Source organism: uncultured Reyranella sp., assembly GCF_945957355.1.
In the GTDB taxonomy this organism is placed as follows: domain Bacteria; phylum Pseudomonadota; class Alphaproteobacteria; order Reyranellales; family Reyranellaceae; genus Reyranella.
In genome coordinates this window covers 163210-186523 of sequence record NZ_CAMFKM010000003.1, presented here as the reverse complement: position 1 = coordinate 186523, position 23314 = coordinate 163210, and the positions used below count along the sequence as shown (strand labels likewise).

Sequence of the window (23314 nt, the reverse complement as noted above, 5' to 3'; positions counted from 1 at the left end):
GATTCTCTGACTGGCTGACTCTAGGACTGGCTGACGACGTGGGCGAGCGGGCGCCAACGCGCCATGTCCGCCTCAACGCGGGCCCGGAACTCGGCCGGACTGGTGACCTGCGTGTCGTTGCCCAGCTCTTCCAGCTTGGCTTTCACCTCCGGCCGCGCCATCGCCTGCTTGAACGCCTCGTAAAGGCGGTCACTGATGGCGGGCGGCAGGCCGGCAGGGCTGGTGAACCCGAGCCATGATACGACGTCGTAGTCCGGCACGAGCGTCTCGGCGATCGTCGGGACATCCTTGAAGCCCGGATGCCGTTCCTTCGAGGTGACCGCGAGCGCGCGCATCTTGTCCGTCTTCATCAGCGGCTGCGCGCTGGAGAAAGTGGCGATATGCATGTCGAGCCGGCCGCCGACCAGGTCGTTGTACGGCGCTCCCATGCCGCCCTTGTAGGGAACGTGGACCATCTTGATCCCCGTCTTCGCCAGAATGAGTTCCATGGCCATGTGCAGGGTCGAGCCGACTCCCGATGTTCCGTAGGTGATCTTGCCGGGTTCGTTCCTCGCTTCATCGAAGTAGGCCCGCACCGTCTTGAAGCGCGAATCCGGCGCTACGCAGAGGACGAAGGGAAAGCGCGTCACGATCGAGATGAAGTCGAAGTCCTTCAGGAGATCGTAGGACAGGCTCCGGTCGGTCGCCGACACCACGGCCTGCCCGCCCGTCATCAGGTAGAGCGTGTAGCCGTCGGGCTTCATGCGCGCGATCTGGGTGGCCGCCAGCCGCTCGGCCGCACCGGGCCTCGGCTCGATGACGATCTGCTGGCCGAGAATCTCGATCAGCGGCACGCTGAGATGGCGGGCGATCGTGTCAGGGTTGGATCCGGCATCGTAGCCGTGCATCAGGCGAATGGTCTGCGACGGGTAGGCCTGCGCACGCGCAATCGCGGGGGCGCCGACCGTCGCCGCCGCGGCAGACATCAGCAAGGTCCTGCGTCTCATGTTTCCTCCTCCTGTTTTTATTATTCGGGCCGTCGTTATCCCAACGGTCCCATGAACGTCTGATCGGCGTAGGTGTCGGACATCGGATCTATCGCCTCAGGCCAGTCCTTGCCGACCTTGCGGCGCAGCTCGGCCGGACGCGGTTTGCCGTCCCAGCCGATCCGCTCCATGTAGTAGTGCAGCATGATGCAATGGCCGGCCGGATCGAGGATGTGCGCGGCATAGTCGACGCCGGGATAGAGTTCGGGCGGAATGGCGTCGGTGAATTGCACGCCGTTCTTCTTGAGGAACTTCACCGCATCGCGCAGCTGCTGGTAGCTGCCGACCTCGACGCCCATCGACGCGCAGCTCGTCTCCGAGTTCAGTCCCAGCTCGCCGCGCAATGCCTTGGGGAAGAGCGAGAGCGAATGGTGCTCGCTGCCGTTGCGCAGGAAGACGCAGCGATGGCCCTTCCAGGTCACGACCTCCGTGCGGATGAAGCCCATCGTCTGCGTGTAGAAGGCTTCAGAGGCACCGACATCGGCCACGAACAGGCTCATCGGGCCGATGCTCGTGACCTTGAACGGCCGCGGCAGGCGCGTGCCGGCGACGACATATTCCTCGCCGGTGCGATCCTGGATGACGTTGCCGGCGTTGATGTCGATGCCCTTGGCGATGGCATCACGCACCTCCTGCTCCTCGGAGATCTGCGGCAGCTCGGGCGTCTCGCGGAAGGCGCGGTAGTACATCGACTCAGGCTTGGAGCGGCCGTCCCAGCCGATCTGCTCCATGCCGTAGTAGAGTTCGACAGTGTGGCCGTCGGGGTCGCGGATGTAGGTGTGCCAGTTGCTGCCCGGCATGTCGCGGCCGACCCGGCGGATCTCCACGTCGCGCTCGCGGAAGTAATCGGCGGCGGCGAAGACCTCGTCCATCGTGCCGACCTGCCAGGTGATCTGGTTCACCGTGACGTCGCGCGAGACGGCGTCGTCGCCGAAGATCGCCCCCAGCGACTTGTGCGCCAGCAGGAAGGCGTGATGGTCGGAATTGTGGCTCATGAAGACGATGCGCGGATCCTGCAGCCGCTTCGCCATCTCCTCGCGTCCCGGCACCTTGGAGAAGTCGCGCGTGTCGGTGACACGAAACCCGAGCAGCCGAGAATAGAAGTCGAGGCCCTTCTCAAGGTCGGCGACGTTGAAGCCGAAATGGCCGAGACGGCGGATCTTGAACGGCCGCGGATAGCGCACGCCGCCGACATCGTAACTCGCTGCCTTCTGAATCGTGTCCATATTTCCCTCCCTAGCTCTTTCGACGCTTGCCGGGCTTCAGCACACGGGCATTGCCGCGGATCAACCCCGGAACGTCGGCGACCGCCTGCTCGACCGTGGTACGGATGTGCTGCTCCATAAGGGAGCAAGCGAGATCGGAATCGCGCGCCAGCACGGCGTCGCGGATCTCGAGATGCTCGTTCCGGCGATGCAGCCGGCTGTGGATCATGGTCAGCCAGTGGTAGCGGCGCGCCTGGTCGAACAGCTCGCTGCGGTAATGCAGCGACCAGGGCGAGCGGCAGGTCGCCACCAGCGCGTCGTGATAGCGCTTGTGGCGCTTGCCCCACTCCTGCTTCACCGACAGAGAATCATCCTGCTTGGGGGCGCCGAGTTTGCTCAGCAGGAAGTACGAGCTGACGATCTCGGCTTCCCAGGCATCGGTGCCGTGTCGGATCGCGTCGGCCAGCGTCTTGGTCTCGAGATAGACCCGCAGTTCGGAGAGATCGAGGAAGTCGGCGAGCGAGATCGGCGAAACCTGGAAGCCGCGCCCCGCTTCGGTGCGCGCCAGCCCCTCCGACACGAGGTGCGACAGCGCCTCGCGCAACGTGCCGACGCTGGTGTCGTAGCGCTGGCGCAGCTCGCCGAACTTCAACTTCTGGTCGGGTTTCAGGACGCAGCAGAGGATGTCCTCGCGCATCTTGCGCAGGACATCGAAGGTCGCGGCATCCTCGCGGCTGACATCCTGCGGCGCAGTGGTTGCCGCCAGGTTCTCGTTGGCGCCCTCGAACGGAGCAGCGGGAAGGATCTTGGCCATGATCGCTTCAAACTCCCAGATAGGCTTCGCGAATGTGAGGCTGCTTCATGAGCTCATCGGGCAGTCCGGTTGCCACGATGCGCCCCTGCTCCAGCACGTAGGCGCGGTCGGCGACGCTCAGGGCCTTCACCACGTTCTGCTCGACCAGCAGCACCGCGGCGCCCTCGTCACGGACCCGGACGATGATGTCGAACATGTCGTCGACGATGGTCGGTGCGAGTCCAAGCGACGGCTCGTCGAATAGGACGATGCGCGGCTGTGCCATCAGGGCACGGCCGATCGCCACCATCTGCTGCTGCCCGCCCGACAGCTCGCCGGCCGGCTGGCTGCGCTTCTGCCGCAGAATCGGGAACAGGTCGTAGACCCGCTCCAGCGACTGCGCCCGCGCGTTGCGGGGACCGGGCAGATAGCAGCCCAGCTCCAGGTTCTCCTCGACCGTCATCTTGGTGAACAGTCGCCGCCCCTCGGGCACCAGCGCGATGCCGTGACCGCAGTAGCCGTGGGCGCGAACCTTCCTCATGTCGGCGCTGTCGAAGCGCAGCTCCCCTTGGCGGGAGCGCAACATGCCGGCGATCGCATTGATCAAGGTCGTCTTGCCCGCGCCGTTGGGCCCGATCACCGAGACGATCTCGCCGGCATCGACATCGAGCGACACGTCCCACACCGCGGGCGCATCGCCATAGCCGACATGGAGGTTGCGAACTTCAAGCAGCATAGGCTTTGCCGAGATAGATGCTGACGACCCTAGGATCGCGCATGACCTCGCGCGGGGCGCCCAGGGCGAAGAGCTTGCCCTCGTTCAGGACGGCGACCCGGTCGGAGAGTTCGACCACGGCCCGCATGAGATGCTCGACGAACACGATGGTGGCGCCCTGTGCCCGGATCGCGCGCACGAGCCGGATGGCATTGTCGACCTCGGCTGGATTGAGCCCCGATAGGACCTCGTCGAGCAACAGCAGCTTGGGCTTGGCCGCCAAGGCGCGCGCCAGTTCCAGGAACTTGCGCTCGTGCAGGTTCAGCTCGGCCGGCAACGCCTCTTCCTTGCCGGCAAGGCCGGTGAAGCCGATCCAGTGCAGCGCCTCGTCCCTGATCTCGGCCGCCGTGCGCTGCGGCCCGCCGAAGGTCGCGGCCATCGCCACATTGTCGAGCACGGTCATGTTCGTGAAGGGCCGCGGAATCTGATAGGTGCGGGCCACGCCACGCCGCGCGATTTCATGCGCCGGCAGATGACCGATCTCCGCCCCGTCGACCGTGATCGTACCGCCGGTCAGCGGATAGAACCCGGAAATGACGTTGATCAGCGTCGTCTTGCCCGAGCCGTTGGGTCCGACCAGGCCGAGGATTTCTCCCTCCCGCACGTCGAGATCGACTCCCGCCAGCGCCTGCAGGCCGCCGAACCGCTTCGCCGCCCCCCTCGCCTCCAGAATATTGCGCGTGCCGATCCGGGGCGGCGTGGCCGGCACGACCGGCACCACGGCAGCATGTGGTTTCGCCTCGGCGGGCCGCCGCCGCTTCAGCCACGTCTTGACCGCCGGCACGATGCCGTCCGGCAGCCAGAGGATGGCCAGGATCAGGATCAGGGCGACGATCGCGCGCCCCACCATTGCCTCGCCGCCGCTGATGAAGGCGTAGAGTAGGGTCGTGATGATCGTGGCACCGACGGCGGGGCCAAACCAGTTGCGCGAGCCGCCCAGCACGCTCATCAGCACCACGTAAAGCGGAACGGTGAGTTCGAACGTGCCGCCCACCGTGAGGAAGCCGACATACATGGCGTGGATGCCGCCCACGGCACCGGCGATGCCCGACGACAGCGCGAAGGCGATCAGCTTGTAGCGGAAGGTCGGCACGCCCTTGGCTTCGGCCACGTCCTCGTCGTCGTGGATGGCGAACAGGCCGAGGCCCAGCCGCGAATGAGCGACCCACCAGGCGACGCCAAGCGTCAGCACGCACATCGCGAAGCCCAGCATATAGATCGTGCCGGTCTGGGTCGGCATCAGATGCGGCAGTGGTACGGCGCTCATGAACACGCCGGCACCGCCGTCGATCGGCGTGTTGAGGATGATCGTGGCGATCACGAAGGTGACCGCAAGCGTCAGCAGCGCGAACAGCTCGCCGCGCAGCCGCTTCATGCGGAACACAACGACGCCGATGCCAACGCCCAGCAGCGCCGCCATCGCCGCGGCGAGCGGCACCGTGGCCAGGAACGGCATACCCGCCTTGGTCGTGAGCGTCGCGGTCGTGTACATGCCGACCCCGAAAAAGGCGGCATGGCCCAAGCTGAAATAGCCTGCGAAGCCCGAGAGCAGCGCCCAGCTCGTCGACAGCGAGACCCAGAAGAAGACGAGATAGAAGAACGAATCGTAGAAGGCCGGCAGGCCTGCGGTCGGCAGGATTGCAAAAGCCACGATGCCGAGCGCCGCGGCGGCCTTGGGAAGGGTCTGTCCGGCCGTCATGACCACTCCGGATCCCACAGCAGGATGGCGATCAGCACCGAGAAGGACACGACCGGCGCCCAGGCGGGGCTGAGCACCGCCATGGCGATCGATTCGCTGGCGCCGATCAGCAGGCCGGCCAACAGCGCGCCCAGCGGATTGCCCAGCCGGCCAATGATCACCACCGCAAAGACGACGCCCAGCCAGGCCCAGATCTGGGCCGGCGCCAGGGTCGCGATCAGGGCGATGAAGGTGCCGGCGATGCCGGCATAGGCCGCACCGATGCCCGAGAGCAGGTAGGCGAGCCTGCGATGATCGACGCCATAGGCGGCAGCGATGTCGGCATCCTCGGCGCTCGCCCGCAGCGCCTTCCCGACATAGGTCTTGCGCAGCCACAGCCAGGTCCCCCAGGACAGCACGCCTGCGACGAGGCAGAGGATCAGCTCGAGCACCGGGATGTAGAACGGCCCCGCCTTGATCGACAAAGTCGAGTAGTGCGTCTCGAAGCGGCGATAGTCGGCGGTCCAGTAGAGCTGGATGCCGACTTCGAGCATGACGGCGAAACTGAAGGTGATCAGCAGCGACCCCAGCTCGTTCACCTTGAAGCGGACGAAGACCCAGTGTTGCGCCAGACCAATGGCGAACATCGCGGGCACAATCAGCAGCACCGACCACCAAGGCGCCACGTGATAGGTCGTGCCCAATTCGTAGGTCAGGTAGGCCGCGAGGAAGGCCAGCGCGAAATGGCTGAGGTTGACCAGCCGCAGCAGTCCCCAGCTGAGGCTGAGCCCCAGCGCCAGCAACCCGTACATCCCGCCGGCCAGGACGCCCGAGATCAGCGCCTGGCCGAGAAGCGTGGCACTTGGCATCTGTGACTACGGCAGCAGCTTCACGCCCGGCGCCGCAAACTCCCTGGGCCAGACGACCTTCCATTGCTTGTTCTGCACCTGCCGGATGAGCTGCGCCGGAGCACCGTGATTGTACAGGCCGTCGAACTTCAGCGGCCCGTAGATCGTGTTGACCACGTTCTTCTTGAGGAAGGCCGCGATCTGCTTGTCCTCCAGGCTCTTGGCGCCGTTCACGCCCTGCTCGAGGATCTGCCACTCCGAGACCATGCCCGCGGCCTGCGCATCGATGTGCGGATAAGGCAGGTTCGCCTTGGTGGCGCGCGCCTTGTAGGCCTCGGCGATCCTGGCAACGCCGGGCCGGCTCATGAACGGCTCATCCGGCTCGAGGAAGGTCGACGACCAGGCGAGATTGCCGTCGGGCGACAGCGCCAACGGCCCCGGCGCGGGGTAGAGATGGAAGCTGCCCTTCGGCGTGTAGTCGAGCTTGCGCAATGCTTCGAGGATCTGGTTGCTTTCCAGGCCCAGCGATCCGACCCACAGGAAGTCGGCATTGGCCTCCTTCACGCGCGCAGCGATGGCGCCGAAGTCGCGGTTGCCGGCCTCGTATTCGAGATAGAGCGACACCTTCACGCCGCGCTTCTCGGCCTCGGTCTTCATGCCCTGCGCCATGAACTGCGCCGAGGGGAACTTGCTGGTCAAAACCACTATGCTCTTGGGCGGCGTCGGCAGGCTGGCCATCGCGTCCAGGATCACGTTGGGATAGCTCTTGTCCGGCTCCGGCCCGAACGGCGTCGCCGGGAAAGCCATGTCGTAGGTCTGCAGCTTGGGGATGCCCATGCTGCTCTGGATGATGACCTTGCCGTAGCGCTGGGCCACGCCCATCGCCGCCAGGATCGGCGCCGTGGCATAGGGTCCCTGGATGAGGTCGACCTTGTCGACGGTGATCAGCTTCTCGTAGAGGCTGCGGGCCACGTCCGGCTTGGACTGGTCGTCGAGCAGCACATACTCGACCGGTCGGCCGAGGAAGCCATCGCGGCTGTTGATCTCCTCGACCATGATCTCCGAGGCGATCTTGTGGATGACGGCGGTCTGCGCCAGGAACCCCGTCAACGAGAGCGTGCCGCCCACCCTCACCGGCTTGCCGGACGGCGCCGCCCGGACGATCGCCGGGGCCGCGAGCACTGCCGTCGTGCCCATCAATCCAGCCAAGACATGGCGACGACGCCATGAGCCCATCCGCTCGCGCATCCGTTTCCTCCTTCGACGCTTATTTGTTTGAGCGCCGTTGAGAGCGATCGTGGCGGATCGATCCTCGTAAGTAAATCGTATTTTCGAAACTTTCGAAAATATTGAACCGTGGCGAAGTGGCGGATTCGGCGCGGCGCCGAAGCCGCAGACGCGGCGCTTCTTTCGGCCTATTCTCCGGCCCGTTTCGTAACGGAGAAGTCCCAATGAAGAGCTACAAGGTCGTCGAATTCGGCCAGCCGCTGCAGAAGGTCGAGGAGAGCAATCCCGCGCCGCAGGGGGCCGAGGTGCTGGTCAAGGTCACGGCCGCCGGCGTCTGCCACAGCGACGTGCATCTGTGGGAAGGCTTCTTCGACATGGGCGGCGGCAACAAGGTGTCGACGCAGAAGACGATGAACCCGCCGCGTACCATGGGCCACGAGATCGTGGGCGAGGTCGTGGCACTGGGTCCCGACGCCAAGGGCGCCAAGGTCGGTGACAAGGCTGTCGTCTATCCGTGGATCGGCTGCGGCACCTGCTGGTACTGCACCAACGGCCGCGAGCATCTCTGCCCCGCCCCGCGTGCGCTGGGCGTCAACAAGGACGGCGGCTATGCCGACCATGTCCTCGTCCCCGACGCCAAGTATCTCTATCCCTACGGCAACATCCCCACCGAGCTGGCCTGCCTCTATGCCTGCTCCGGCATCACCGCCTTCAGCGCCGTGAAGAAGGCGGTCGGCGAGGATGCCGGCAAGCCCATCCTGGTGATCGGCGCCGGCGGCGTCGGCCTGATGGGCGTGAAGTTCGCGCAGTCGGTGCTGGGGCATGCGCCGATCGTCGCCGACATCGACGAGAACAAGCGCAAGCTCGCGCTCGACAACGGCGCGGTCGCCGCGATCGATCCGCGCGACAAGGACGCCCGCAAGAAGATCTTCGAACTGACCGGCGGCACCGGCGTGGGCGCGGCCATCGACTTCGTCGGCGCCGAGAGCACCGCACAGTTCGGCGTCAAGGCGCTGGCTCGCGGCGGCCGGCTGATCGTCGTCGGCCTGTTCGGCGGCACCTTCTCGCTGCCGATGCCGATGTTCGCCTTCACCGGCTGCCAGATCGTGGGCTCCGTCACCGGCAGCCCGGGCGAGATGAAGGAGATGATGAATCTCGTCACCGCCGGCAAGGTGACCCCGGTGCCGGTCATCAAGCGCACGCTCGACGAGGCCGACACGACACTGCAGGAACTGCGCAAGGGCCTGATCATGGGGCGGGCCGTCCTCGTCCCGTGAGCCAGGCGACACGCGCCCTCGCCCACGCCTTCGATACCGGAGCGCTCGCCGAAAGGCGGGCGTTCTTCCTGCGCGCCGAGGACCCGCCTTTTGCGGAGATCGACGCGGAGCAGTCGTTCCGGCCGGCGTTTCTCCGTCTGAAGCAGGCTGTGCCCAGATTGGAGAAGGGTGGCCACGAACTCGGCCTGGTGCTGCTGACCAAGCACAAGGAAGAGAACTTCGCCAACGTCGCGCGCGGCTGGGCGCTGCTTGCGCCGGGCGGCACGCTGGCTTGTGCCGGCGCCAACGATGACGGGGCGGCGAGCCTCGAGAAGCATGTCGGCAAGGCCTTCGGCGGCGTCGACACGCTCTCCAAGTTCCACAGTCGCGTCTTCTGGTTCACGAAGGGCGAACGCACGCCGCCCGACTATTGGCAGAAGCTCGCGACCCTGCAGCCGGTCGGCGACGGGTCGTGGCTGAGCCAGCCCGGCGTCTTCTCCTGGGATCATGTCGACGACGGGTCCGCCCTCCTCGCGGCGCATCTTCCCGGGGATATTGCGGGACATGTCGCCGATTTCGGCTGCGGCTGGGGCTTCCTCACGCGGCATGTTCTCGCCAATTGTCCCGCCGTCACGAAGATCGACGGCATCGACGCCGAGCATCGCGCGGTCGAAGCGGCCCGTGCGAACGTCCCCGATCCGCGCGCGACGTTCCACTGGCTCGACCTGATCAATGAGGCAGCGCCCGCCACCTACGACGCCATCGTCTGCAACCCGCCCTTCCATGCCGGCCGGGCCGCCGAACCGGCCCTGGGCCAAGGCTTCATCGCCGTCGCGGTCCGCGCGCTGAAACCCGGCGGCCGCTTCTACATGGTCGCCAACCGCGGCCTGCCCTACGAGCCGCTGCTGAAGGCGAACTTCGCATCGTTCGAGACGCTGGCCGACAACAACAAGTTCAGGGTGACGCTGGCGCGCCGCTGAATTGGCCGCCGATCAGGAACTCCCTGTTCCCTTCGGCGCCGGTAATCGGGCTCTCCGTCACACCGAGGACGTGCCAGCCGGGTTGCTCGTCCAGCCAGGACGAAATCGTCTCGACGACTTCCGCGTGCAGCTCTGGCTCGCGGACAATGCCACCCTTGCCGACGCGGCCCCTGCCCACTTCGAACTGCGGCTTGATAAGCGCTGCGAGATGCGCGCCCGGCGCCGCGAGCGCGAGCGCCGCCGGCAGGACGAGCCGGAGGCCGACGAACGAGGCATCGCAGACGATGAGGTCGATGGGATCGGGAATTTCCGCGTGCGTCACGTCGCGGATGTTGGTCTTCTCCATCGAGACGACGCGCGGGTCGGTGCGCAGCTTCCAGGCGAGCTGGTTGGTGCCGACGTCCACGGCATAGACCTTCGCGGCGCCGCGCTGCAGCAGGCAGTCGGTGAAGCCACCGGTCGACGAGCCGACGTCGAGGGCGATCCGTCCCGCCACGGGGATCGCGAAATGGTCCAGCGCCTTCTCGAGCTTGAGCCCGCCGCGCGAGACATAGGGATGGAGCTGGCCGCGCACTTCGAGCGGCATGTCGGGAGCGACCGCCTGCCCGGCCTTGTCCAGCCGCCGATCGTTCGAAAAGACAAGCCCCGCCATGACCAGCCGTTGCGCGGCGGCCCGTGTTTCCACGAGCCCGCGCTCGACCAGCGCCACGTCCAGCCGCATCTTCGCCAATACTGTCTCCCTTCGGCCGTCCTGCTAGCATGGCGGGCATGAGCATGAAACTTCTGGAGGGCGAACGCGCCCTGATCACCGGCTGCGCCGGCGGCATCGGCCGCGGCATCGCCAAGGCACTGAAGGCCGAGGGCGCGATCGTGCTCGGCAGCGACATCACCGCCCCGCCCGCCGAGGACGGCATCGACTTCCTGCAGGCCGACCTGTCCAGGCGCGACGGCTGGAGGAGCCTCCTCGACGGCGCGGTGAAGAAACTCGGCACGATCTCGCTGTTCGTCCATGCGGCGAGCCCGCGCCGGCTGGAGGTCGACACGCCCTTGTCCGTCAGCGAGGAGACGTGGGACCTGATGACCGACATCAACCTGCGGTCCGGATTCTTCCTCGCCCGCGAGGTCGGGCGCCACATGCGCGAAAACGGGCTCAAGGGCCGCATGATCCTGGTCACCTCGCAGCACCGCGAGATGCCGCGCAACCTGCCGCACTACAGCGCCTCCAAGGCCGGCATGACGATGGTGATGAAGGAGCTGGCACGCGTCCTGGCGCCCGACGGCATCCGGGTGAACGCGATCGCACCGGGCGCGATTCCAGGCGGTGGTTTCGTCGCCGACAATCTCGCCGGCCTCGTCGCGCAGATTCCGCTCGGCCGCGCCGGCACGCCCGACGACATCGCCCAGGTCGCCGTCGCGATCCTGTCGGAAAGATTTGGCCGCTATATGGTGGGCACGACAGTAGAAGTTGATGGTGGATTGGGCCTTACGAGCTGGATTCCTGCCAAGGCTTGACCTCGCTGGGCGGAAAGGTTGAGGTGCGGTCCGCAAAACGGAGGACTTCAGCCATGACGCTTCGCATCAATTCGACCGCGCCCGACTTCAAGGCCGAGACGACCCAGGGTCCGATCGAGTTCCACAAGTGGATCGGCGACGGCTGGGCGATCCTGTTCTCGCACCCGAAGGACTTCACGCCGGTCTGCACGACCGAGCTCGGCTACATGGCAGGCCTCAAGCCGCAGTTCGACAAGCTCAACACCAAGATCATCGGCCTCTCGGTCGATCCGGTGACCAACCACTCCAAGTGGGCGAAGGACATCGAGGAGACGCAAGGGCACGCCGTGACCTTCCCGATGATTGGCGATCCCGAGCTGAAGGTCGCGACCGCCTACGACATGCTGCCGGAAGGTGCCGGCACGACCTCGGAGGGCCGAACCGCCGCCGACAACGCGACCGTACGCTCGGTCTTCATCATCGGCCCTGACAAGAAGATCAAGGCGATGCTCGTCTACCCGATGAGCAGCGGCCGCAACTTCGACGAAGTGCTGCGCCTCCTCGAATCCTGCCAGCTCACGGCGAAGCACCAGGTGGCGACGCCGGTGAACTGGAAGAAGGGCGAGGACGTGATCATCGTTCCCGCCGTGTCCGACGAGGCCGCCAAGGCCAAGTACCCGAACGGCTGGAAGGCCCCGAAGCCCTACCTGCGCATCGTGCCCCAGCCCAAGGACTGAGGAACCAGTAGCCGGAGGGTGCGGACATGACGGACGAACTCTGGCGCTGGTCGGCGGTCGACCTGGCGCAGGCTATCGCACGGGGCGCGGTTTCGAGCGAGGACGCGACCCGATCCGTTCTGGGTCGCATCGAGGCCGTCAATCCGCAGATCAACGCCGTCGTCGACGTGATGGCCGACGAGGCGGTGCAGGCCGCACGCGAAGCCGACGTCGCGCGCCACCGCGGCGCCGCCTTGGGCCCGCTGCACGGTGTGCCGGTGACGGTCAAGGTCAACGTCGACACGAAGGGCCGCGCCACCACCAACGGTGTCGTGGCCTTTCGCGACCTGGTGGCGACCGAGGACAGCCCGGTCGTGGCCAACCTGCGCAAGGCCGGCGCGGTGATCGTCGGCCGCACCAACACGCCGGCCTTCTCGCACCGCTGGTTCACCGACAACGAGCTGCACGGGCCGACACACAACCCGTGGGGCAAGGGCCTGACGCCCGGCGGATCGAGTGGCGGCGCGGCGGCCGCGCTGGCGGCTGGCATGGGCCCGATCGCCCATGGCAATGACTATGGCGGGTCGATCCGTTATCCCGCCTATGCCTGCGGCGTGGCGGGACTGCGCCCAACGCCGGGGCGCGTGCCGGCCTTCAACCCGTCCGCCACCGCCGAGCGGCCGATCACGGCACAGCTGATGTCCGTGCAGGGGCCGCTCGCGCGCTCCGTCGCGGACGTTCGACTCGCCTTCGCCGCCATGGCGATGGGCGACGCGCGCGATCCCAACTGGGTGCCGGCGCCGCTCGCGGGTCCTGCGCCGCCGCGGCCGCTGCGCGCGGCCATCGCGCCCGCCCCTTTCGACGATGTGGCGCCCGAGGTTCGCGCCGCCGTCGAAGAAGCCGGCCGTGCACTGGAAGCGGCAGGCTATGTGGTTGAGCGGGTCGCCCCGCCTCGGCTTGGCGAGGCGGCCGAGCTATGGCATCGGATGGTGGTCAATGACGAGCGGCGCGGCTTCGTCGCCACCGTGCAGGCGTTGGGCGATGCGGCGGCCCGGCGCAACGTCGAGGGGCATCTCGCCTACGTGCCGGAGGTCGATGCAGGCGGCTTGCTCGACGCCTTTGGCCTTCGCCTTGCGCTGATGCGCGCGTGGTCGCTGTTCTTTGCGGAATATGCGGTGTCCGTTGTGCCCGTATCGCACGTCCTGCCCTTCCCCGACGGACTCGACCTCCAGGACCAGCCGGTGGTCGACGCCATGATGGCGGCGCAGCATTGCCTGCTCGCGACGCCGGTGCTGGGCTATCCTTCGGTTTCGGTGCCCACGGGCCTTGCCGATGGCACGCCGGTGGGCGTTCAGGTGATCGCCGCCCGCTTCCGCGAGGATCTCTGCCTCGACGCGGCGGAGATCGTCGAAGCACACGCTCCACGCCTCACGCCGATCGACCCGCGCGGCTAGCCGCGCGGCTAGCCGCGCGCGCGCTCCGACTGCTGGCCGAGGGCCGCCAGCGCTGTCGCCACGATCTGCGGCGCGTTGAGGCCGGCCCATTCATACTGACGGGCCGGCGAAGCGTGATCGAGGAAGCGGTCGGGCAGGACCAGCGGCCGGACCTTGAGGCCGGCATCGAGCAGGCCCGACGTCGCGAGATACTGCAGCACGAAGCTCGCGAAGCCGCCGACAGAACCCTCCTCGATCGTGATCAGCACCTCGTGCTCGCGCGCCAGGCGGCGGATCAGGTCGGTGTCGAGCGGCTTGGCGAAGCGCGCGTCGGCAACCGTGGTGCTGAGCCCCTTGGCGCCGAGATCCTCCGCCGCCACCAGGCACTCCTGCAGGCGTGCGCCGAAATTCAGGATCGCGATCTTAGTGCCCTCGCGCACGATGCGGCCCTTGCCGATCTCCAGCGGCGTGCCCTTCGCCGGAAGCTCGACACCGACGCCCTCGCCGCGCGGATAGCGGAAGGCCGACGGCCGGTCGTCGATCTGTGCCGCCGTCGCCACCATGTGCATCAGCTCGAGTTCGTCGCTCGCCGCCATGACGACGAATTCCGGCAGGTTGCCGAGATAGGCCACGTCGAAGGAGCCCGCATGGGTGGCGCCGTCGGCGCCGACCAGTCCCGCCCGATCGATGGCAAAGCGCACCGGCAGCTTCTGGAGGGCGACATCGTGCACGACCTGGTCGTAGGCGCGCTGCAGGAAGGTCGAGTAGATCGCGGTGAACGGCTTGAAGCCCTCGGTCGCCAGGCCGGCGGCGAAGGTGACGCCATGTTGCTCGGCGATCGCCACGTCGAAGGTGCGCTCGGGGAAACGCTCTGCGAACTTGTCGAGGCCGGTGCCCGACGGCATCGCCGCGGTGATCGCCACGATCTTCTTGTCCGCCTCGGCCTCGGCCATCAGCGCCTTGGCGAATACCGCGGTGTATTGCGGTGCGTTGGCGATCGGCTTGGACTGCTTGCCGGTCACGACGTCGAACTTCACGACGCCATGGTACTTGTCCGCACTTGCCTCGGCCGGCGCGTAGCCCTTGCCCTTCTTGGTGACGACATGGACCAGGATCGGCTTGTCGAGCTGGCTGTCGCGGGCGTTCTTCAGCACCGGCAGCAGGTGGTCGAGATTGTGACCGTCGACCGGCCCCACATAGTAAAAGCCCAGCTCGTCGAACAGCGTGCCGCCGGCCACGAAGCCACGGGCGAATTCCTCGGCGCGCTTGGCGGCGAGTTCCAGCGGCTTGGGCAGGTTCTCGGCGAAGGTGCGGCCGAGGTTGCGCAAGGTGACATAGGGCCGGCCCGACAGGAGGCGCGAGAGATGGCCCGACACCGCGCCGACCGGCGGCGCGATCGACATGTCGTTGTCGTTCAGCACCACGATCAGCCGCGAGCGCAGCGCGCCCGCATTGTTCATCGCCTCGTAAGCCATGCCGGCGCTGAGCGCGCCGTCGCCGATCACGGCAATCACGTTGTTGTTGCCGCCCGCGAGATCGCGCGCGACGGCCATGCCAAGGCCGGCCGAGATCGAGGTTGAGGAATGGGCTGCGCCGAACGGGTCGTACTCGCTCTCGGCACGACGCGTGAAACCCGAAAGACCACCTTCCTGGCGCAGGGTTCGGATGCGGCTGCGGCGTCCGGTGACGATCTTGTGCGGATAGGCCTGGTGGCCGACGTCCCAGATCAGCCGGTCCCTGGGCGTGTCGAAGACGTAGTGCAGCGCCACGGTCAGCTCGACGACGCCCAACCCGGCGCCGAGATGGCCGCCAGTGACCGAGACAGCCGAAATCGTCTCCTGGCGCAGTTCATCGGCCAGCTGGCGCAGCTGTTCGGCGCGCAGGCGGCGGATGTCGGCGGGAACGTCGACGGTATCGAGGAGCGGCGTCGTACTCTGGCCGGTCATTGAACTATCATACTCCTGCACGGCCGACCGTGCCCCAACTTCAAGTGCGACGCGCCACGACGAATTCTGTAGCTTGCCGTAGCAGATCAGCCGCTTCGCCGAACGGTTCGAGATGCGCGGCTGCCTGTCGCGCCAGCATCTCCGCCTGCGCCCGCGCGCGCTCGACGCCCAGGATGGAGACGAACGTCGCCTTGCCAGCCGCCTCGTCCTTGCCCGTCGCCTTGCCGAGTTCGGTCGCGTCACCCTCGATATCGAGCAGGTCGTCGACGATCTGGAAGGCGAGGCCAAGATCGTGAGCATACATCGAAAGCGCCGACCGAGCGGGGTCGCTGGCCTTCCCGAGGATGGCGCCGGCGGTGCACGAGAACGAGATCAACGCGCCTGTCTTCAATCGTTGCAGGTGGGTGATGGCGCCGATCGACTGGTCGGAGCCCTCCTCCTCGGCCAGCAGGTCGAGCATCTGGCCGCCGACCATTCCCCGTGCCCCGGCAGCCTTTGCCAGCTCCGCGACCAGCGCCACGCGCACCGCCGGGTCGCCATGCGTGTCCTCGTGCGCGAGCACCTCGAAGGCCAGCGCCTGCAGTGCATCGCCGGCCAGGATGGCCGTCGCCTCGTCGAACTGTCGATGGCAGGAAGGTTTGCCGCGCCGCAGATCGTCGTCGTCCATTGCCGGCAGGTCGTCGTGGATCAGCGAATAGGCGTGCACGAACTCGATGGCACTGGCGGTGCGCAGGGCAGACAGCGCCCCGACCTTGAACAGGGTGGCACCCGCCAGCACGAAGAAGGCCCGCAGCCGCTTGCCGCCGCCCAGGCTGGAATAGCGCATCGCCTCGAAGACGCGCGCCTCGCCCGAGGCGCCGCTCGGCAGCAGGCGATCCATGGTGCGTTCGACCGATTCGGCGGCAAACGAAAGCGCAGCGCCAAACCGGGTGTGCGACGACAACGGCATGGGGAGAAAATCAGCCGAGGTCGGCGGGTTGCGTGCCGACCGAGCCGTCGGCGGAGAATACGATCTTTTCCACCTTCATCTTGGCCTCGGCCAGCCGTTGCTCGCAGTGGCGCTTCAAAAGGGCGCCACGCTCGTAGGCCGAAATCGCCTCGTCGAGCTTCACCTGGCCGCGCTCCAGCTGCTGGACGATGCCCTCCAGCTCCTTCAGCGCGTCTTCGAAAGACAGGGCGGTGATGTCCTTCGGCAGGGTGGGTTCTTTTGCCAATTCTTGCCTCTCAAGGGGTCGGCGTGGATCGTAGCGGGAGGCGGCGAACATGTCGAAATATGCCGCCCGCGTCACGTAAATAGGCCGAAAATTCCCAAAACAGAGAGCAAAATTGCGTCTCTGCAACTCTCGATAATCGAATCACGCATCTGTGACATGGCCGCTTTGCATGTTCGCAGGCCAAAACCTCGCCCATCGCATTGCGGTCGCCGTGAGCCGATGGCAGGTTCCGCCCCGCAAAGAAATAAACGGCCATTCACCAGGAGTAAGCGCATGGGCAATGTAAGCCATCTCGTCACGCGGACCGCAGCCTTCCAGAGCTCGATCGAAAACGGCCTCGCCGAGGGATCCAACAGCAAGGACCGCCAGTTCGTCACCGCGCTGGCGCGCGGCCTCGACATCCTCCGCGCCTTCCATGCCGGCGAAGGCATGCTGGGCAACCAGGAGATCGCCCACCGCACCGGTCTGCCGAAGCCGACCGTCGCCCGCCTCACCCACACGCTGACCGAGCTGGGCTACCTCAACTACATCCGCCGCTTCCGGAAGTACGAACTCGGCGCCTCGGTTCTGGCGCTGGGCTATGCGGCCATCTCGAGCATGGACGTGCGCCGCGCCTCGCGTCAGCCGCTGGAGCAGCTCGCGCACGCCCTCAACGCCTCGACCGCGCTGGGCGGCCGCGACCGTCACTCGATGATCTACCTCGAAGCCTGCCGCGGCCCGTCGGTCGTCGCGATCACCCACGATGTCGGCACGCGCGTGCCGATGGCCAGCACGGCAATGGGCCGCGCCTACCTGTTCACCCTGCCCGACGTCGATCGCAACAAGCAGATCGATGCCATCCGCCGCCGCTGGCGCGACGACTGGACCAAGGTCAAGGCCGGCCTAGAGCGCTCGTTCAAGGAACTGACCGACCGCGGCTTCTGCGTCACCTGGGGCGAGTGGCTGCCCGAACTCTGCGGCGTCGGCGCCCCGCTGCGCAACTCCGACGGCACCGCGGCCTATGCCGTCAACGCCTCGGCGCCGATCTACCAGATCAGCCGCGACCGCCTCGAAGCCGACTGGGGCCCGCGTCTGGTCAAGGTCGCGCGCGACATTCGCACCGGCATGGCGGCCCAGCCGGCCCTCACGACCTCGAACGGCGCAGCGATGCGCCCGATGATGACCAACGGGCATCGGCCGCCGATGTCGGCGATGGCGCGCCGCTAGGCGCACCCCTCTTTCCGAGGCATTTGAGACATGGCAATCCAACGACCGGCCGACGCGCGGCCGGTCGCTCCTTATGTGTTCCGCGGCTTCAATGGCGTGATTGGCCATCAGGTCGTGGCGTGGCGTCCCGGCTTCGTCGAGATGCGCCTCGAGGTGCGGCCGGAACTGTGCAACGCCAACGGCCTGCTGCACGGCGGCGTGCTGATGACGCTGCTCGATTCGGCCAGCGGCTTCGCCTGCACCTTCAACGAGACGGCGACAGCGCGGCGGCTCTCGGTGACGCTCGCCTTCACCACCCAGTTCATCAAGGCCGGCCGCGAAGGCGACGTGCTCACGATCCTGGGCGCCTGGCGCCCTTCCACCAGCCAGAGCACCTTTGCCGCCGAAACCGAGATCTACAACCAGGCGAACGAGCTGCTCGCCACCGGCGCCGGCACCTTCCGCTATCTCAAGGGCGAGCGCAGCGACGGCACGCTCGAGTTCCTCGACCGGAAGGCCGCGGACTGATCATCCGGCCGCGGTCGAACGCAGCTTGTAGCGCAGCCACATCGTGCCGCCCTCGAGCACGTCGTGGCTAACCAGCGTCATGCTCTCGATCGGCGCCGGTCCGAGATCCACGTCACCCGAGTTGAACACGATGGGCCCGCCAGTGCTGCCGTCGATCACGGGGCAGATCACGAGGCTCAACTCGTCGATCAGCCCGGCGCGCAGCAACGCGCCGTTCGCCCCGCCTCCGCCCTCCAGCATGATCCGCTCGATGCCGAGTTCGCGGTTCAGCGTCTCAAGCGCTGCTGCCAGATCGATTTCGGTCTTGCCGGCGAAGATGTAGGAGACGCCGTCGGCGCGCAGGCCTGCGAGGTGCCGGTCCGATACCGCCTCGGTCAGGATCACGAGGATCGGATCGCCGCCGATGTCCCGCCGCGCCCACACCGCCTTGCCATGCCCATCGAGGAAGATCCCCCACGCCCTGGCCTCGCGCTGCGCGAACCAGTTCTCGCGGGGGAACACCTGGTCGGTCGGTGGGTAGTGCGGCTCAGTCCCCTTGGCGAATTCCTGCGCCGTCACCCGCCCGCAAAGCCACGAGCCACCGCCCATCTGGTCGTGCAGCCGCTCGAACAGGTTGGGCACGACATTCACCTTCGGCCGCCAACGGCTGCCCCAGATCCGACCGTCGACGCTGCAGACCATGTGGCAGAGGACATAGGGACGCCGGTTCGTCGTCATGGGCTGTCTCGGATGGTGCTGAAAGGTATTGTTTTGTAGGGCTTTCCGGCAGCCGCGACCACCGTTGGTATCGTTGAATATTGGCCTGTATTCTGCAGTCCGGTGCCAATTCCGGTGCCAACAGCCGGGGCAGCACCGCCGCCCCGGCCGCAGCAAACTAGAGCGGCTGGAAGCAGCCCAGCACAGGGTGGACGAAGGCCGCCTCGTCTCGCTCCTCGTCGACGACGACGCGCCCGCTTATGCCCTCCGACCAATCCTCCTGAGAGCGGCAGCGATCAGACGACCCCAGCGAAGGCTCGTCGTCGAGATCGGGCTCGCGCTCGTCATCCTCCAGGTCGGCGCGCGCTTGGTCGGCCATCTCTAGGATCCGGACGAGTCGCCGATCGAGGGGGACGAGCATCCAGACACCAGCGGGGCACTGTTCGTCGGCCGGTGTCTTGACGTAGTGACCGCTCGCCAGCGCCTGGGCCAGCAACGCGTCTGCGGCGTCGATCTCGGTCGGGAGACGGCGGGCACTCATGATGCACCGCCGACGTCGACCATCTCGACGATGAGCACCTGCCACTTTCCGCCGCGGGCCTCTGCCATCATCGCGGCGAGCAGGTCGGCCTGTCGGCGGATGACGTCGAGCGGGTCGGGCGCTGGTATCCGGCTCGGGACGGTGGCGATCGTCGGAATGCACAGGGCGCCGGCAAAGGCAGCCAGTACCTCCCGGCGGATTGCGGGCGGTGGTGACATTGTCGTCTTGGTGGTCATGATGTTGCTCACTGGTTTTCGGCTTCTGACAGCCGTGCCGGTGGCAGACCGGCAGCCGGGGGGTCAGAACCAGCCAGTGAGACTGGTCGACGCGCTTTTACGGTTTCCCGCTGGACATGGCACGCCGCCCCCGGCCATAAGGTCGGAGTGGAGCGCGCCCGCCAAGGCGCCTCTAAAATGCGACGAACGTGCCCGCCAAGGCGCGTACGCCGCGGGGCTCGGCAACCGTCGCCAAACGGTCGGCCTGCCACACTGGTCCGGGTTCTGACACCCACGGACACGCTACACGAAATTTCCGCACCATGCACCACCCCGCCAGGGTGGCCGCTGGCGCGCGTCCGGAAATCCGCCGCCTGTCACAGGGTCAGCGACAGGGCCTGTGACAGGCTACAGTTCGTGTAGCGTCGCTCCACTGGCGCGCGTGCGCTGCCCGGTGTATCGTCCGCGCCAATTCCTCAGGAACGACCCGATCTGAGTTTCTGAGGTGTGGCGGCTTACCCCGTCACAGGCGCGGTAACGCGAGGCATGGGGCCGTATGGCCAATGACCTTCTGGCGGCTCGAGCGTGATCGGGGAGCGCGCCAAGGTCTCCTTTCAACGACTGGAGATCGCAATGACACACGCACCCGGCCACGTCCGGCAGACCTTCCTCAACGCTGTTGAAGCCTACATGGCCTGGAACACCGGCGAGCCCGAACCGACCTGCGAGCACGAGGTCAATTACGAGCCCGTCGAGATCCCGATCAGCAAGGCGTGCGGGATGGTCTGGAATTGCCGGGACATCATGCCCGGCGTCGACTACCGCCAGCTTCTCGACTGCGGCATGGACATCAAGCGCCAGACCTACGCGGCGTGCGCCAGGGCGATGCTGGCCGCCATCAAGGCACCGCCGCCTCAGCCCCGGTTATAGACGCTGTACGCGAGGGCGAGGCTTTCAGCCCACTGGCCGGCCTCGTCCTCGCCGCCACCCATCGCCCCGGTCGACGTCACCTGAATATCGAGGCCGCCGGCCGTGAAGCGTCGCATCCTGAAGCCGGTGCGCACCTGAGCCATGTAAGTCTCAGCCAGGTCGCGGATCGTCTTCCCAGCACGTAGCCGGGTGACGGCCCGAATCGTCACCTGCCCCTGTTCGCGGTGAAGGTTCGCGCCAGGGGCGCCGAACGTGACCTGTTGTTCGGTCCCTCCGGGGAATTCGATCTCAAACCATCCCGACGCCGCGGCGCTGGCCCCGGCCGGTGGCGGCGCCGGCTGATCGGTGGTGTTGAGCAGGTCCTTGCGCGCCCACAGGATCGCCGGCGAAGCCGCCGCAATGACGGTGTCGAGCTCGGTCCGAAAGGCATCGCGAAGAGGATCACCAGCCATCGTCAGCCCCTGTCGTTGGATTTCATCATCATGCGGATCGCGGGATAGACCTGATCGCGCCGCACCCGCCGGCCGCCCTTGCCGCCCTGCCAGCCCCAGACACGGACGCCGGTGTCGAGCCGGACATAGGCGAAGTCACAGAAGAGCTGCCGGCCGAACCGCTGCAGCACCGCACGCTGCACGACACGATAGACGCCACCCCTGGCCTGGCGGCTCGATCCGCGCCGCCTTTCCCGGCCGGTGCGCCTGCTGGCCGTCGCGCCTTCGATCTTGCGCGCGTAGGGCTGGGTATTGACCAGCTGCACCCTGTCGCCAGGCTTCACTCTCATCAGGGTCTGGCGAAGATCCCGCTCTATCGAGGCGCCGTTGAGCATCACGATGTGCGACTGGACGTAGCGACCGGTGAGCACCGGCGACCGCTTCCTGAGCTCGTCCAGCGTCCAGAGCACGGCGTCGACCATCGTGGTCCTGGCCACGAACTCGATCCCGCCGAAAGGCTTCACCGATCGATAGTCGCGGCCCATGACGCCGTCGGTAATCACGACGGGATGGTCGTCGAAGCCCTGGCCGACCTCTTCGATAAGTGCCCGCTCGGCGGCCTCGATCGTGGCTTCCTTGATCCACTGATCGATGGTCTGGCCGATCGGCGGGCCGCCCTTCAAGCCTTCGATGATGACCGGCATCAAGCCGCCTCCGCGATCTTCGCCATTTGCGATTCGTCCCAAGACTTCTGCGCGGCCTCGGCTCGCAGCCTCGCTCGCTTTGCCCTGCCCCTGCAGAGATTGCCGCAATACGCGGCCGGAATGCCGGTCGTCGCCAGGTCAAAGAACTCATGGCAGTGCAGACACTTGGCCCGCTCGCGAGACGGCCTCCGCTGACTCCGCATGCGCGCGGCCCGCTGGCATCGCAGGTTGCACGCCATCTGGTTGTTAGCGCTGGGCTTAAACGGTTCGGCGCAGACGATGCAGTCGCGCATCTCAAGGCGACCCAGCGCAGCGTGCTGGCTGCAGGCATGCGAACAGAACAGCTGTCGCCGATGGTGAGGTGAAAGCGGGAAAGGCTTACGGCACCTGCGGCAGAGACGCTCTTCGGGCGGCCGGGGTAGCTCGGCACCACCAGTGAGGGCCACCCTCATCGCGCGTGCTCGGTTAGCATCATCGAGCCTCGATAGATAGTTGCGGCTCCAAAGCCGGTGGCCGCACTCCCTGCTGCAATACGGAACCGGGCTTGGCCCCATGTAACCGCCGCATCCTTTGCAGCTGTGATATTCGTGCTCTCTCGGATCGAGCTGGGCCACGCGCCATGTAGGCCGGATGCCGGAGCCGATGCGGTGAAGCGCTAATGTGATGATCTTAGCGGCCTGCTCGTCGGCTTCCTTCCACTTCCAGCCCTTCATGCAATAGGCGCCTCGCAAGCCGTGACGACAGGCGCTTTCCCAGCGGAACTTCGTGGGTGTGCCAGCGTCGAGGATCCGGGCGATCGCTCTAACGATCGGCTCCTGATGGAGCCGCCGGGCCCGCTCCTTCTTCTTGCGCTTCGCACGGGCCATCAGCCCGCCACGGTCAGCACATAGGCCGCGACGTCGGCGCCGTGCCGCAGCGGCCGAACGTCGAGGATCGCGCGGACACGACCATCGATCACGATGCTATCGGTGCTCGCGCTGGGGGCCTTGCTCGCCCAGGCCGATGCGAGCAGCTGGGTCAGCGACAGCTTCACGTCGAATTCCTGCTGCCTCGCCGTGCCCCCTATGGGCTCGGTCGAACCGCCAGCGACGCGCTTGCCCTTCACGGCGAGATCGGTGTGTCCGGCGCGTTGCAACGTCATCGTCTCGCCGTGCTGATCGATGATGCGGGAGACCGCGGCGACGATGCTCATGGCCAGGTCGCTTCGTTATCGGGATCGATCCCGAGAGCGATGGCTTGGGCTCGGAGCGCCTGCAGTTTCTCGTTCTGAAGAGCGTTGAAGCGCTGCATCATCGCGACGTCCATCTGCATCGCGACGATCTCGACCCCCCGCACGACATTCCGGAATTCCTGACGCTCACGCCGAAACACCGCATCGAATGCCGCATCGCCGTACTCACTGATAGCGGACAGCCGGTCAGCGGCCGCCATCGCGAGATCGCGTAGCCTCTCGCTGAGATCGGGAAGGGCGAGATCGTTGTCGTTTGCGGCCCGCAT

27 protein-coding genes are annotated in these 23314 nt (G+C 66.6%); 8 read left to right on the top strand and 19 right to left on the bottom strand.

Going from position 1 to position 23314, the window contains the following annotated elements:
• Window positions 1–20: 20 nt before the first annotated feature.
• Genes Q0Q48_RS06555 through Q0Q48_RS06525 form a run of 7 tightly spaced genes read right to left on the bottom strand, consistent with a single transcriptional unit; the run spans window position 21 to window position 7572 of the window.
• Window positions 21–986 (bottom strand): tripartite tricarboxylate transporter substrate binding protein, encoded by a 966-nt coding sequence (locus tag Q0Q48_RS06555; protein WP_295135762.1) that lies wholly within the window; start codon window positions 984–986, stop codon window positions 21–23.
• Between the two features lie 35 nt (window positions 987–1021).
• Window positions 1022–2251, bottom strand: coding sequence for a VOC family protein (locus Q0Q48_RS06550; RefSeq protein WP_295135760.1), 1230 nt, complete (start codon window positions 2249–2251; stop codon window positions 1022–1024).
• A 10-nt stretch (window positions 2252–2261) separates the two neighbouring features.
• Window positions 2262–3044 carry an FCD domain-containing protein gene (locus Q0Q48_RS06545; RefSeq protein WP_295135757.1) on the bottom strand — a complete coding sequence of 261 codons (783 nt, stop codon included), beginning with the start codon at window positions 3042–3044 and terminating at the stop codon, window positions 2262–2264.
• Window positions 3045–3051: 7 nt separating this feature from the next.
• Complete coding sequence (locus tag Q0Q48_RS06540; RefSeq protein WP_295135754.1) at window positions 3052–3759, bottom strand: ABC transporter ATP-binding protein; 708 nt, start codon at window positions 3757–3759, stop codon at window positions 3052–3054.
• On the bottom strand, window positions 3749–5497 hold the full coding sequence (locus Q0Q48_RS06535; RefSeq protein WP_295135753.1) for a branched-chain amino acid ABC transporter ATP-binding protein/permease: 1749 nt from the start codon (window positions 5495–5497) through the stop codon (window positions 3749–3751). The genes Q0Q48_RS06540 and Q0Q48_RS06535 overlap by 11 nt, the downstream gene beginning before the upstream one ends.
• Complete coding sequence (locus Q0Q48_RS06530; protein ID WP_295135750.1) at window positions 5494–6345, bottom strand: branched-chain amino acid ABC transporter permease; 852 nt, start codon at window positions 6343–6345, stop codon at window positions 5494–5496. The genes Q0Q48_RS06535 and Q0Q48_RS06530 overlap by 4 nt, the downstream gene beginning before the upstream one ends.
• A gap of 6 nt (window positions 6346–6351) precedes the next feature.
• Complete coding sequence (locus Q0Q48_RS06525; RefSeq protein ID WP_295135747.1) at window positions 6352–7572, bottom strand: amino acid ABC transporter substrate-binding protein; 1221 nt, start codon at window positions 7570–7572, stop codon at window positions 6352–6354.
• 203 nt (window positions 7573–7775) lie between these two features.
• On the opposite strand from Q0Q48_RS06525, the gene Q0Q48_RS06520 reads away from it, so the two are divergent.
• Window positions 7776–8828, top strand: coding sequence for an alcohol dehydrogenase (locus Q0Q48_RS06520; RefSeq protein ID WP_295135744.1), 1053 nt, complete (start codon window positions 7776–7778; stop codon window positions 8826–8828).
• On the top strand, window positions 8825–9787 hold the full coding sequence (locus Q0Q48_RS06515) for a class I SAM-dependent methyltransferase (protein WP_295135741.1): 963 nt from the start codon (window positions 8825–8827) through the stop codon (window positions 9785–9787). Before Q0Q48_RS06520 ends, Q0Q48_RS06515 begins: the two co-directional genes overlap by 4 nt.
• On the opposite strand, the gene Q0Q48_RS06510 is transcribed toward Q0Q48_RS06515, so the two are convergent.
• Window positions 9762–10508 (bottom strand): TlyA family RNA methyltransferase, encoded by a 747-nt coding sequence (locus Q0Q48_RS06510; RefSeq protein ID WP_295136336.1) that lies wholly within the window; start codon window positions 10506–10508, stop codon window positions 9762–9764. The two genes, Q0Q48_RS06515 and Q0Q48_RS06510, sit on opposite strands and share 26 nt — an antisense overlap.
• A 47-nt stretch (window positions 10509–10555) precedes the next feature.
• Between Q0Q48_RS06510 and Q0Q48_RS06505 the strand changes: the two genes are divergently transcribed.
• Genes Q0Q48_RS06505 through Q0Q48_RS06495 form a run of 3 tightly spaced genes read left to right on the top strand, consistent with a single transcriptional unit; the run spans window position 10556 to window position 13448 of the window.
• The gene (locus tag Q0Q48_RS06505; RefSeq protein WP_295135738.1) at window positions 10556–11299 is read left to right on the top strand and encodes an SDR family oxidoreductase; all 744 of its coding nucleotides are present in this window, start codon (window positions 10556–10558) and stop codon (window positions 11297–11299) included.
• A gap of 53 nt (window positions 11300–11352) precedes the next feature.
• On the top strand, window positions 11353–12015 hold the full coding sequence (locus tag Q0Q48_RS06500) for a peroxiredoxin (protein WP_295135735.1): 663 nt from the start codon (window positions 11353–11355) through the stop codon (window positions 12013–12015).
• A gap of 26 nt (window positions 12016–12041) precedes the next feature.
• The gene (locus Q0Q48_RS06495; RefSeq protein ID WP_295135733.1) at window positions 12042–13448 is read left to right on the top strand and encodes an amidase family protein; all 1407 of its coding nucleotides are present in this window, start codon (window positions 12042–12044) and stop codon (window positions 13446–13448) included.
• 8 nt (window positions 13449–13456) lie between these two features.
• Here the strand turns inward: Q0Q48_RS06495 and dxs are convergent, their stop codons facing one another.
• Genes dxs through Q0Q48_RS06480 form a run of 3 tightly spaced genes read right to left on the bottom strand, consistent with a single transcriptional unit; the run spans window position 13457 to window position 16587 of the window.
• Window positions 13457–15373, bottom strand: coding sequence for a 1-deoxy-D-xylulose-5-phosphate synthase (dxs, locus tag Q0Q48_RS06490; RefSeq protein ID WP_295135729.1), 1917 nt, complete (start codon window positions 15371–15373; stop codon window positions 13457–13459).
• A 40-nt stretch (window positions 15374–15413) separates the two neighbouring features.
• Complete coding sequence (locus tag Q0Q48_RS06485; protein WP_295135727.1) at window positions 15414–16322, bottom strand: polyprenyl synthetase family protein; 909 nt, start codon at window positions 16320–16322, stop codon at window positions 15414–15416.
• A gap of 10 nt (window positions 16323–16332) precedes the next feature.
• A complete protein-coding gene (locus tag Q0Q48_RS06480; protein ID WP_295136333.1) occupies window positions 16333–16587 on the bottom strand; it encodes an exodeoxyribonuclease VII small subunit in 255 nt (84 codons plus the stop codon).
• A 273-nt stretch (window positions 16588–16860) separates the two neighbouring features.
• Here Q0Q48_RS06480 and Q0Q48_RS06475 point away from each other — a divergent pair, with 273 nt between their 5' ends.
• Window positions 16861–17793, top strand: coding sequence for an IclR family transcriptional regulator (locus tag Q0Q48_RS06475; protein ID WP_295135724.1), 933 nt, complete (start codon window positions 16861–16863; stop codon window positions 17791–17793).
• Window positions 17794–17823: 30 nt separating this feature from the next.
• Window positions 17824–18300 carry a PaaI family thioesterase gene (locus Q0Q48_RS06470; RefSeq protein WP_295135722.1) on the top strand — a complete coding sequence of 159 codons (477 nt, stop codon included), beginning with the start codon at window positions 17824–17826 and terminating at the stop codon, window positions 18298–18300.
• Here Q0Q48_RS06470 and Q0Q48_RS06465 read toward each other — a convergent pair whose 3' ends face one another.
• The 3 genes from Q0Q48_RS06465 to Q0Q48_RS06455 form a co-directional block, all read right to left on the bottom strand.
• The gene (locus Q0Q48_RS06465) at window positions 18301–19017 is read right to left on the bottom strand and encodes a dihydrofolate reductase family protein (protein WP_295135720.1); all 717 of its coding nucleotides are present in this window, start codon (window positions 19015–19017) and stop codon (window positions 18301–18303) included. It abuts the gene before it with no gap.
• Between the two features lie 157 nt (window positions 19018–19174).
• A complete protein-coding gene (locus tag Q0Q48_RS06460) occupies window positions 19175–19537 on the bottom strand; it encodes a hypothetical protein (RefSeq protein ID WP_295135717.1) in 363 nt (120 codons plus the stop codon).
• Window positions 19534–19773, bottom strand: coding sequence for a hypothetical protein (locus Q0Q48_RS06455; protein ID WP_295135714.1), 240 nt, complete (start codon window positions 19771–19773; stop codon window positions 19534–19536). Before Q0Q48_RS06455 ends, Q0Q48_RS06460 begins: the two co-directional genes overlap by 4 nt.
• 612 nt (window positions 19774–20385) lie before the next feature.
• On the opposite strand from Q0Q48_RS06455, the gene Q0Q48_RS06450 reads away from it, so the two are divergent.
• Entirely contained in the window at window positions 20386–20682 is a 297-nt protein-coding gene (locus Q0Q48_RS06450; protein WP_295135711.1) for a hypothetical protein, read from the top strand.
• Here Q0Q48_RS06450 and Q0Q48_RS06445 read toward each other — a convergent pair.
• Genes Q0Q48_RS06445 through Q0Q48_RS06425 form a run of 5 tightly spaced genes read right to left on the bottom strand, consistent with a single transcriptional unit; the run spans window position 20667 to window position 23314 of the window.
• Entirely contained in the window at window positions 20667–21134 is a 468-nt protein-coding gene (locus Q0Q48_RS06445) for a hypothetical protein (RefSeq protein ID WP_295135708.1), read from the bottom strand. The two genes, Q0Q48_RS06450 and Q0Q48_RS06445, sit on opposite strands and share 16 nt — an antisense overlap.
• Window positions 21135–21136: 2 nt before the next feature.
• Window positions 21137–21817: a hypothetical protein gene (locus Q0Q48_RS06440; protein ID WP_295135705.1), complete on the bottom strand. Its 681-nt coding sequence runs from the start codon at window positions 21815–21817 to the stop codon at window positions 21137–21139.
• Complete coding sequence (locus Q0Q48_RS06435; protein ID WP_295135702.1) at window positions 21817–22683, bottom strand: hypothetical protein; 867 nt, start codon at window positions 22681–22683, stop codon at window positions 21817–21819. The genes Q0Q48_RS06440 and Q0Q48_RS06435 overlap by 1 nt, the downstream gene beginning before the upstream one ends.
• Complete coding sequence (locus Q0Q48_RS06430) at window positions 22683–23009, bottom strand: hypothetical protein (protein ID WP_295135699.1); 327 nt, start codon at window positions 23007–23009, stop codon at window positions 22683–22685. Before Q0Q48_RS06430 ends, Q0Q48_RS06435 begins: the two co-directional genes overlap by 1 nt.
• Window positions 23006–23314, bottom strand: a complete 309-nt coding sequence (locus Q0Q48_RS06425) for a hypothetical protein (RefSeq protein ID WP_295135696.1) — start codon at window positions 23312–23314, stop codon at window positions 23006–23008. The genes Q0Q48_RS06430 and Q0Q48_RS06425 overlap by 4 nt, the downstream gene beginning before the upstream one ends.

Coding starts and splice junctions, on each gene's coding strand:
- Q0Q48_RS06555 (WP_295135762.1), bottom strand. CDS start 986: ATGAGACGCAGGACCTTGCTGATGTCTGCCGCGGCGGCGACGGTCGGC.
- Q0Q48_RS06550 (WP_295135760.1), bottom strand. CDS start 2,251: ATGGACACGATTCAGAAGGCAGCGAGTTACGATGTCGGCGGCGTGCGC.
- Q0Q48_RS06545 (WP_295135757.1), bottom strand. CDS start 3,044: ATGGCCAAGATCCTTCCCGCTGCTCCGTTCGAGGGCGCCAACGAGAAC.
- Q0Q48_RS06540 (WP_295135754.1), bottom strand. CDS start 3,759: ATGCTGCTTGAAGTTCGCAACCTCCATGTCGGCTATGGCGATGCGCCC.
- Q0Q48_RS06535 (WP_295135753.1), bottom strand. CDS start 5,497: ATGACGGCCGGACAGACCCTTCCCAAGGCCGCCGCGGCGCTCGGCATC.
- Q0Q48_RS06530 (WP_295135750.1), bottom strand. CDS start 6,345: ATGCCAAGTGCCACGCTTCTCGGCCAGGCGCTGATCTCGGGCGTCCTG.
- Q0Q48_RS06525 (WP_295135747.1), bottom strand. CDS start 7,572: ATGCGCGAGCGGATGGGCTCATGGCGTCGTCGCCATGTCTTGGCTGGA.
- Q0Q48_RS06520 (WP_295135744.1), top strand. CDS start 7,776: ATGAAGAGCTACAAGGTCGTCGAATTCGGCCAGCCGCTGCAGAAGGTC.
- Q0Q48_RS06510 (WP_295136336.1), bottom strand. CDS start 10,508: ATGCGGCTGGACGTGGCGCTGGTCGAGCGCGGGCTCGTGGAAACACGG.
- Q0Q48_RS06505 (WP_295135738.1), top strand. CDS start 10,556: ATGAGCATGAAACTTCTGGAGGGCGAACGCGCCCTGATCACCGGCTGC.
- Q0Q48_RS06500 (WP_295135735.1), top strand. CDS start 11,353: ATGACGCTTCGCATCAATTCGACCGCGCCCGACTTCAAGGCCGAGACG.
- Q0Q48_RS06495 (WP_295135733.1), top strand. CDS start 12,042: ATGACGGACGAACTCTGGCGCTGGTCGGCGGTCGACCTGGCGCAGGCT.
- dxs (WP_295135729.1), bottom strand. CDS start 15,373: ATGACCGGCCAGAGTACGACGCCGCTCCTCGATACCGTCGACGTTCCC.
- Q0Q48_RS06485 (WP_295135727.1), bottom strand. CDS start 16,322: ATGCCGTTGTCGTCGCACACCCGGTTTGGCGCTGCGCTTTCGTTTGCC.
- Q0Q48_RS06475 (WP_295135724.1), top strand. CDS start 16,861: ATGGGCAATGTAAGCCATCTCGTCACGCGGACCGCAGCCTTCCAGAGC.
- Q0Q48_RS06470 (WP_295135722.1), top strand. CDS start 17,824: ATGGCAATCCAACGACCGGCCGACGCGCGGCCGGTCGCTCCTTATGTG.
- Q0Q48_RS06465 (WP_295135720.1), bottom strand. CDS start 19,017: ATGACGACGAACCGGCGTCCCTATGTCCTCTGCCACATGGTCTGCAGC.
- Q0Q48_RS06460 (WP_295135717.1), bottom strand. CDS start 19,537: ATGAGTGCCCGCCGTCTCCCGACCGAGATCGACGCCGCAGACGCGTTG.
- Q0Q48_RS06455 (WP_295135714.1), bottom strand. CDS start 19,773: ATGACCACCAAGACGACAATGTCACCACCGCCCGCAATCCGCCGGGAG.
- Q0Q48_RS06450 (WP_295135711.1), top strand. CDS start 20,386: ATGACACACGCACCCGGCCACGTCCGGCAGACCTTCCTCAACGCTGTT.
- Q0Q48_RS06445 (WP_295135708.1), bottom strand. CDS start 21,134: ATGGCTGGTGATCCTCTTCGCGATGCCTTTCGGACCGAGCTCGACACC.
- Q0Q48_RS06440 (WP_295135705.1), bottom strand. CDS start 21,817: ATGCCGGTCATCATCGAAGGCTTGAAGGGCGGCCCGCCGATCGGCCAG.
- Q0Q48_RS06435 (WP_295135702.1), bottom strand. CDS start 22,683: ATGGCCCGTGCGAAGCGCAAGAAGAAGGAGCGGGCCCGGCGGCTCCAT.
- Q0Q48_RS06430 (WP_295135699.1), bottom strand. CDS start 23,009: ATGAGCATCGTCGCCGCGGTCTCCCGCATCATCGATCAGCACGGCGAG.
- Q0Q48_RS06425 (WP_295135696.1), bottom strand. CDS start 23,314: ATGCGGGCCGCAAACGACAACGATCTCGCCCTTCCCGATCTCAGCGAG.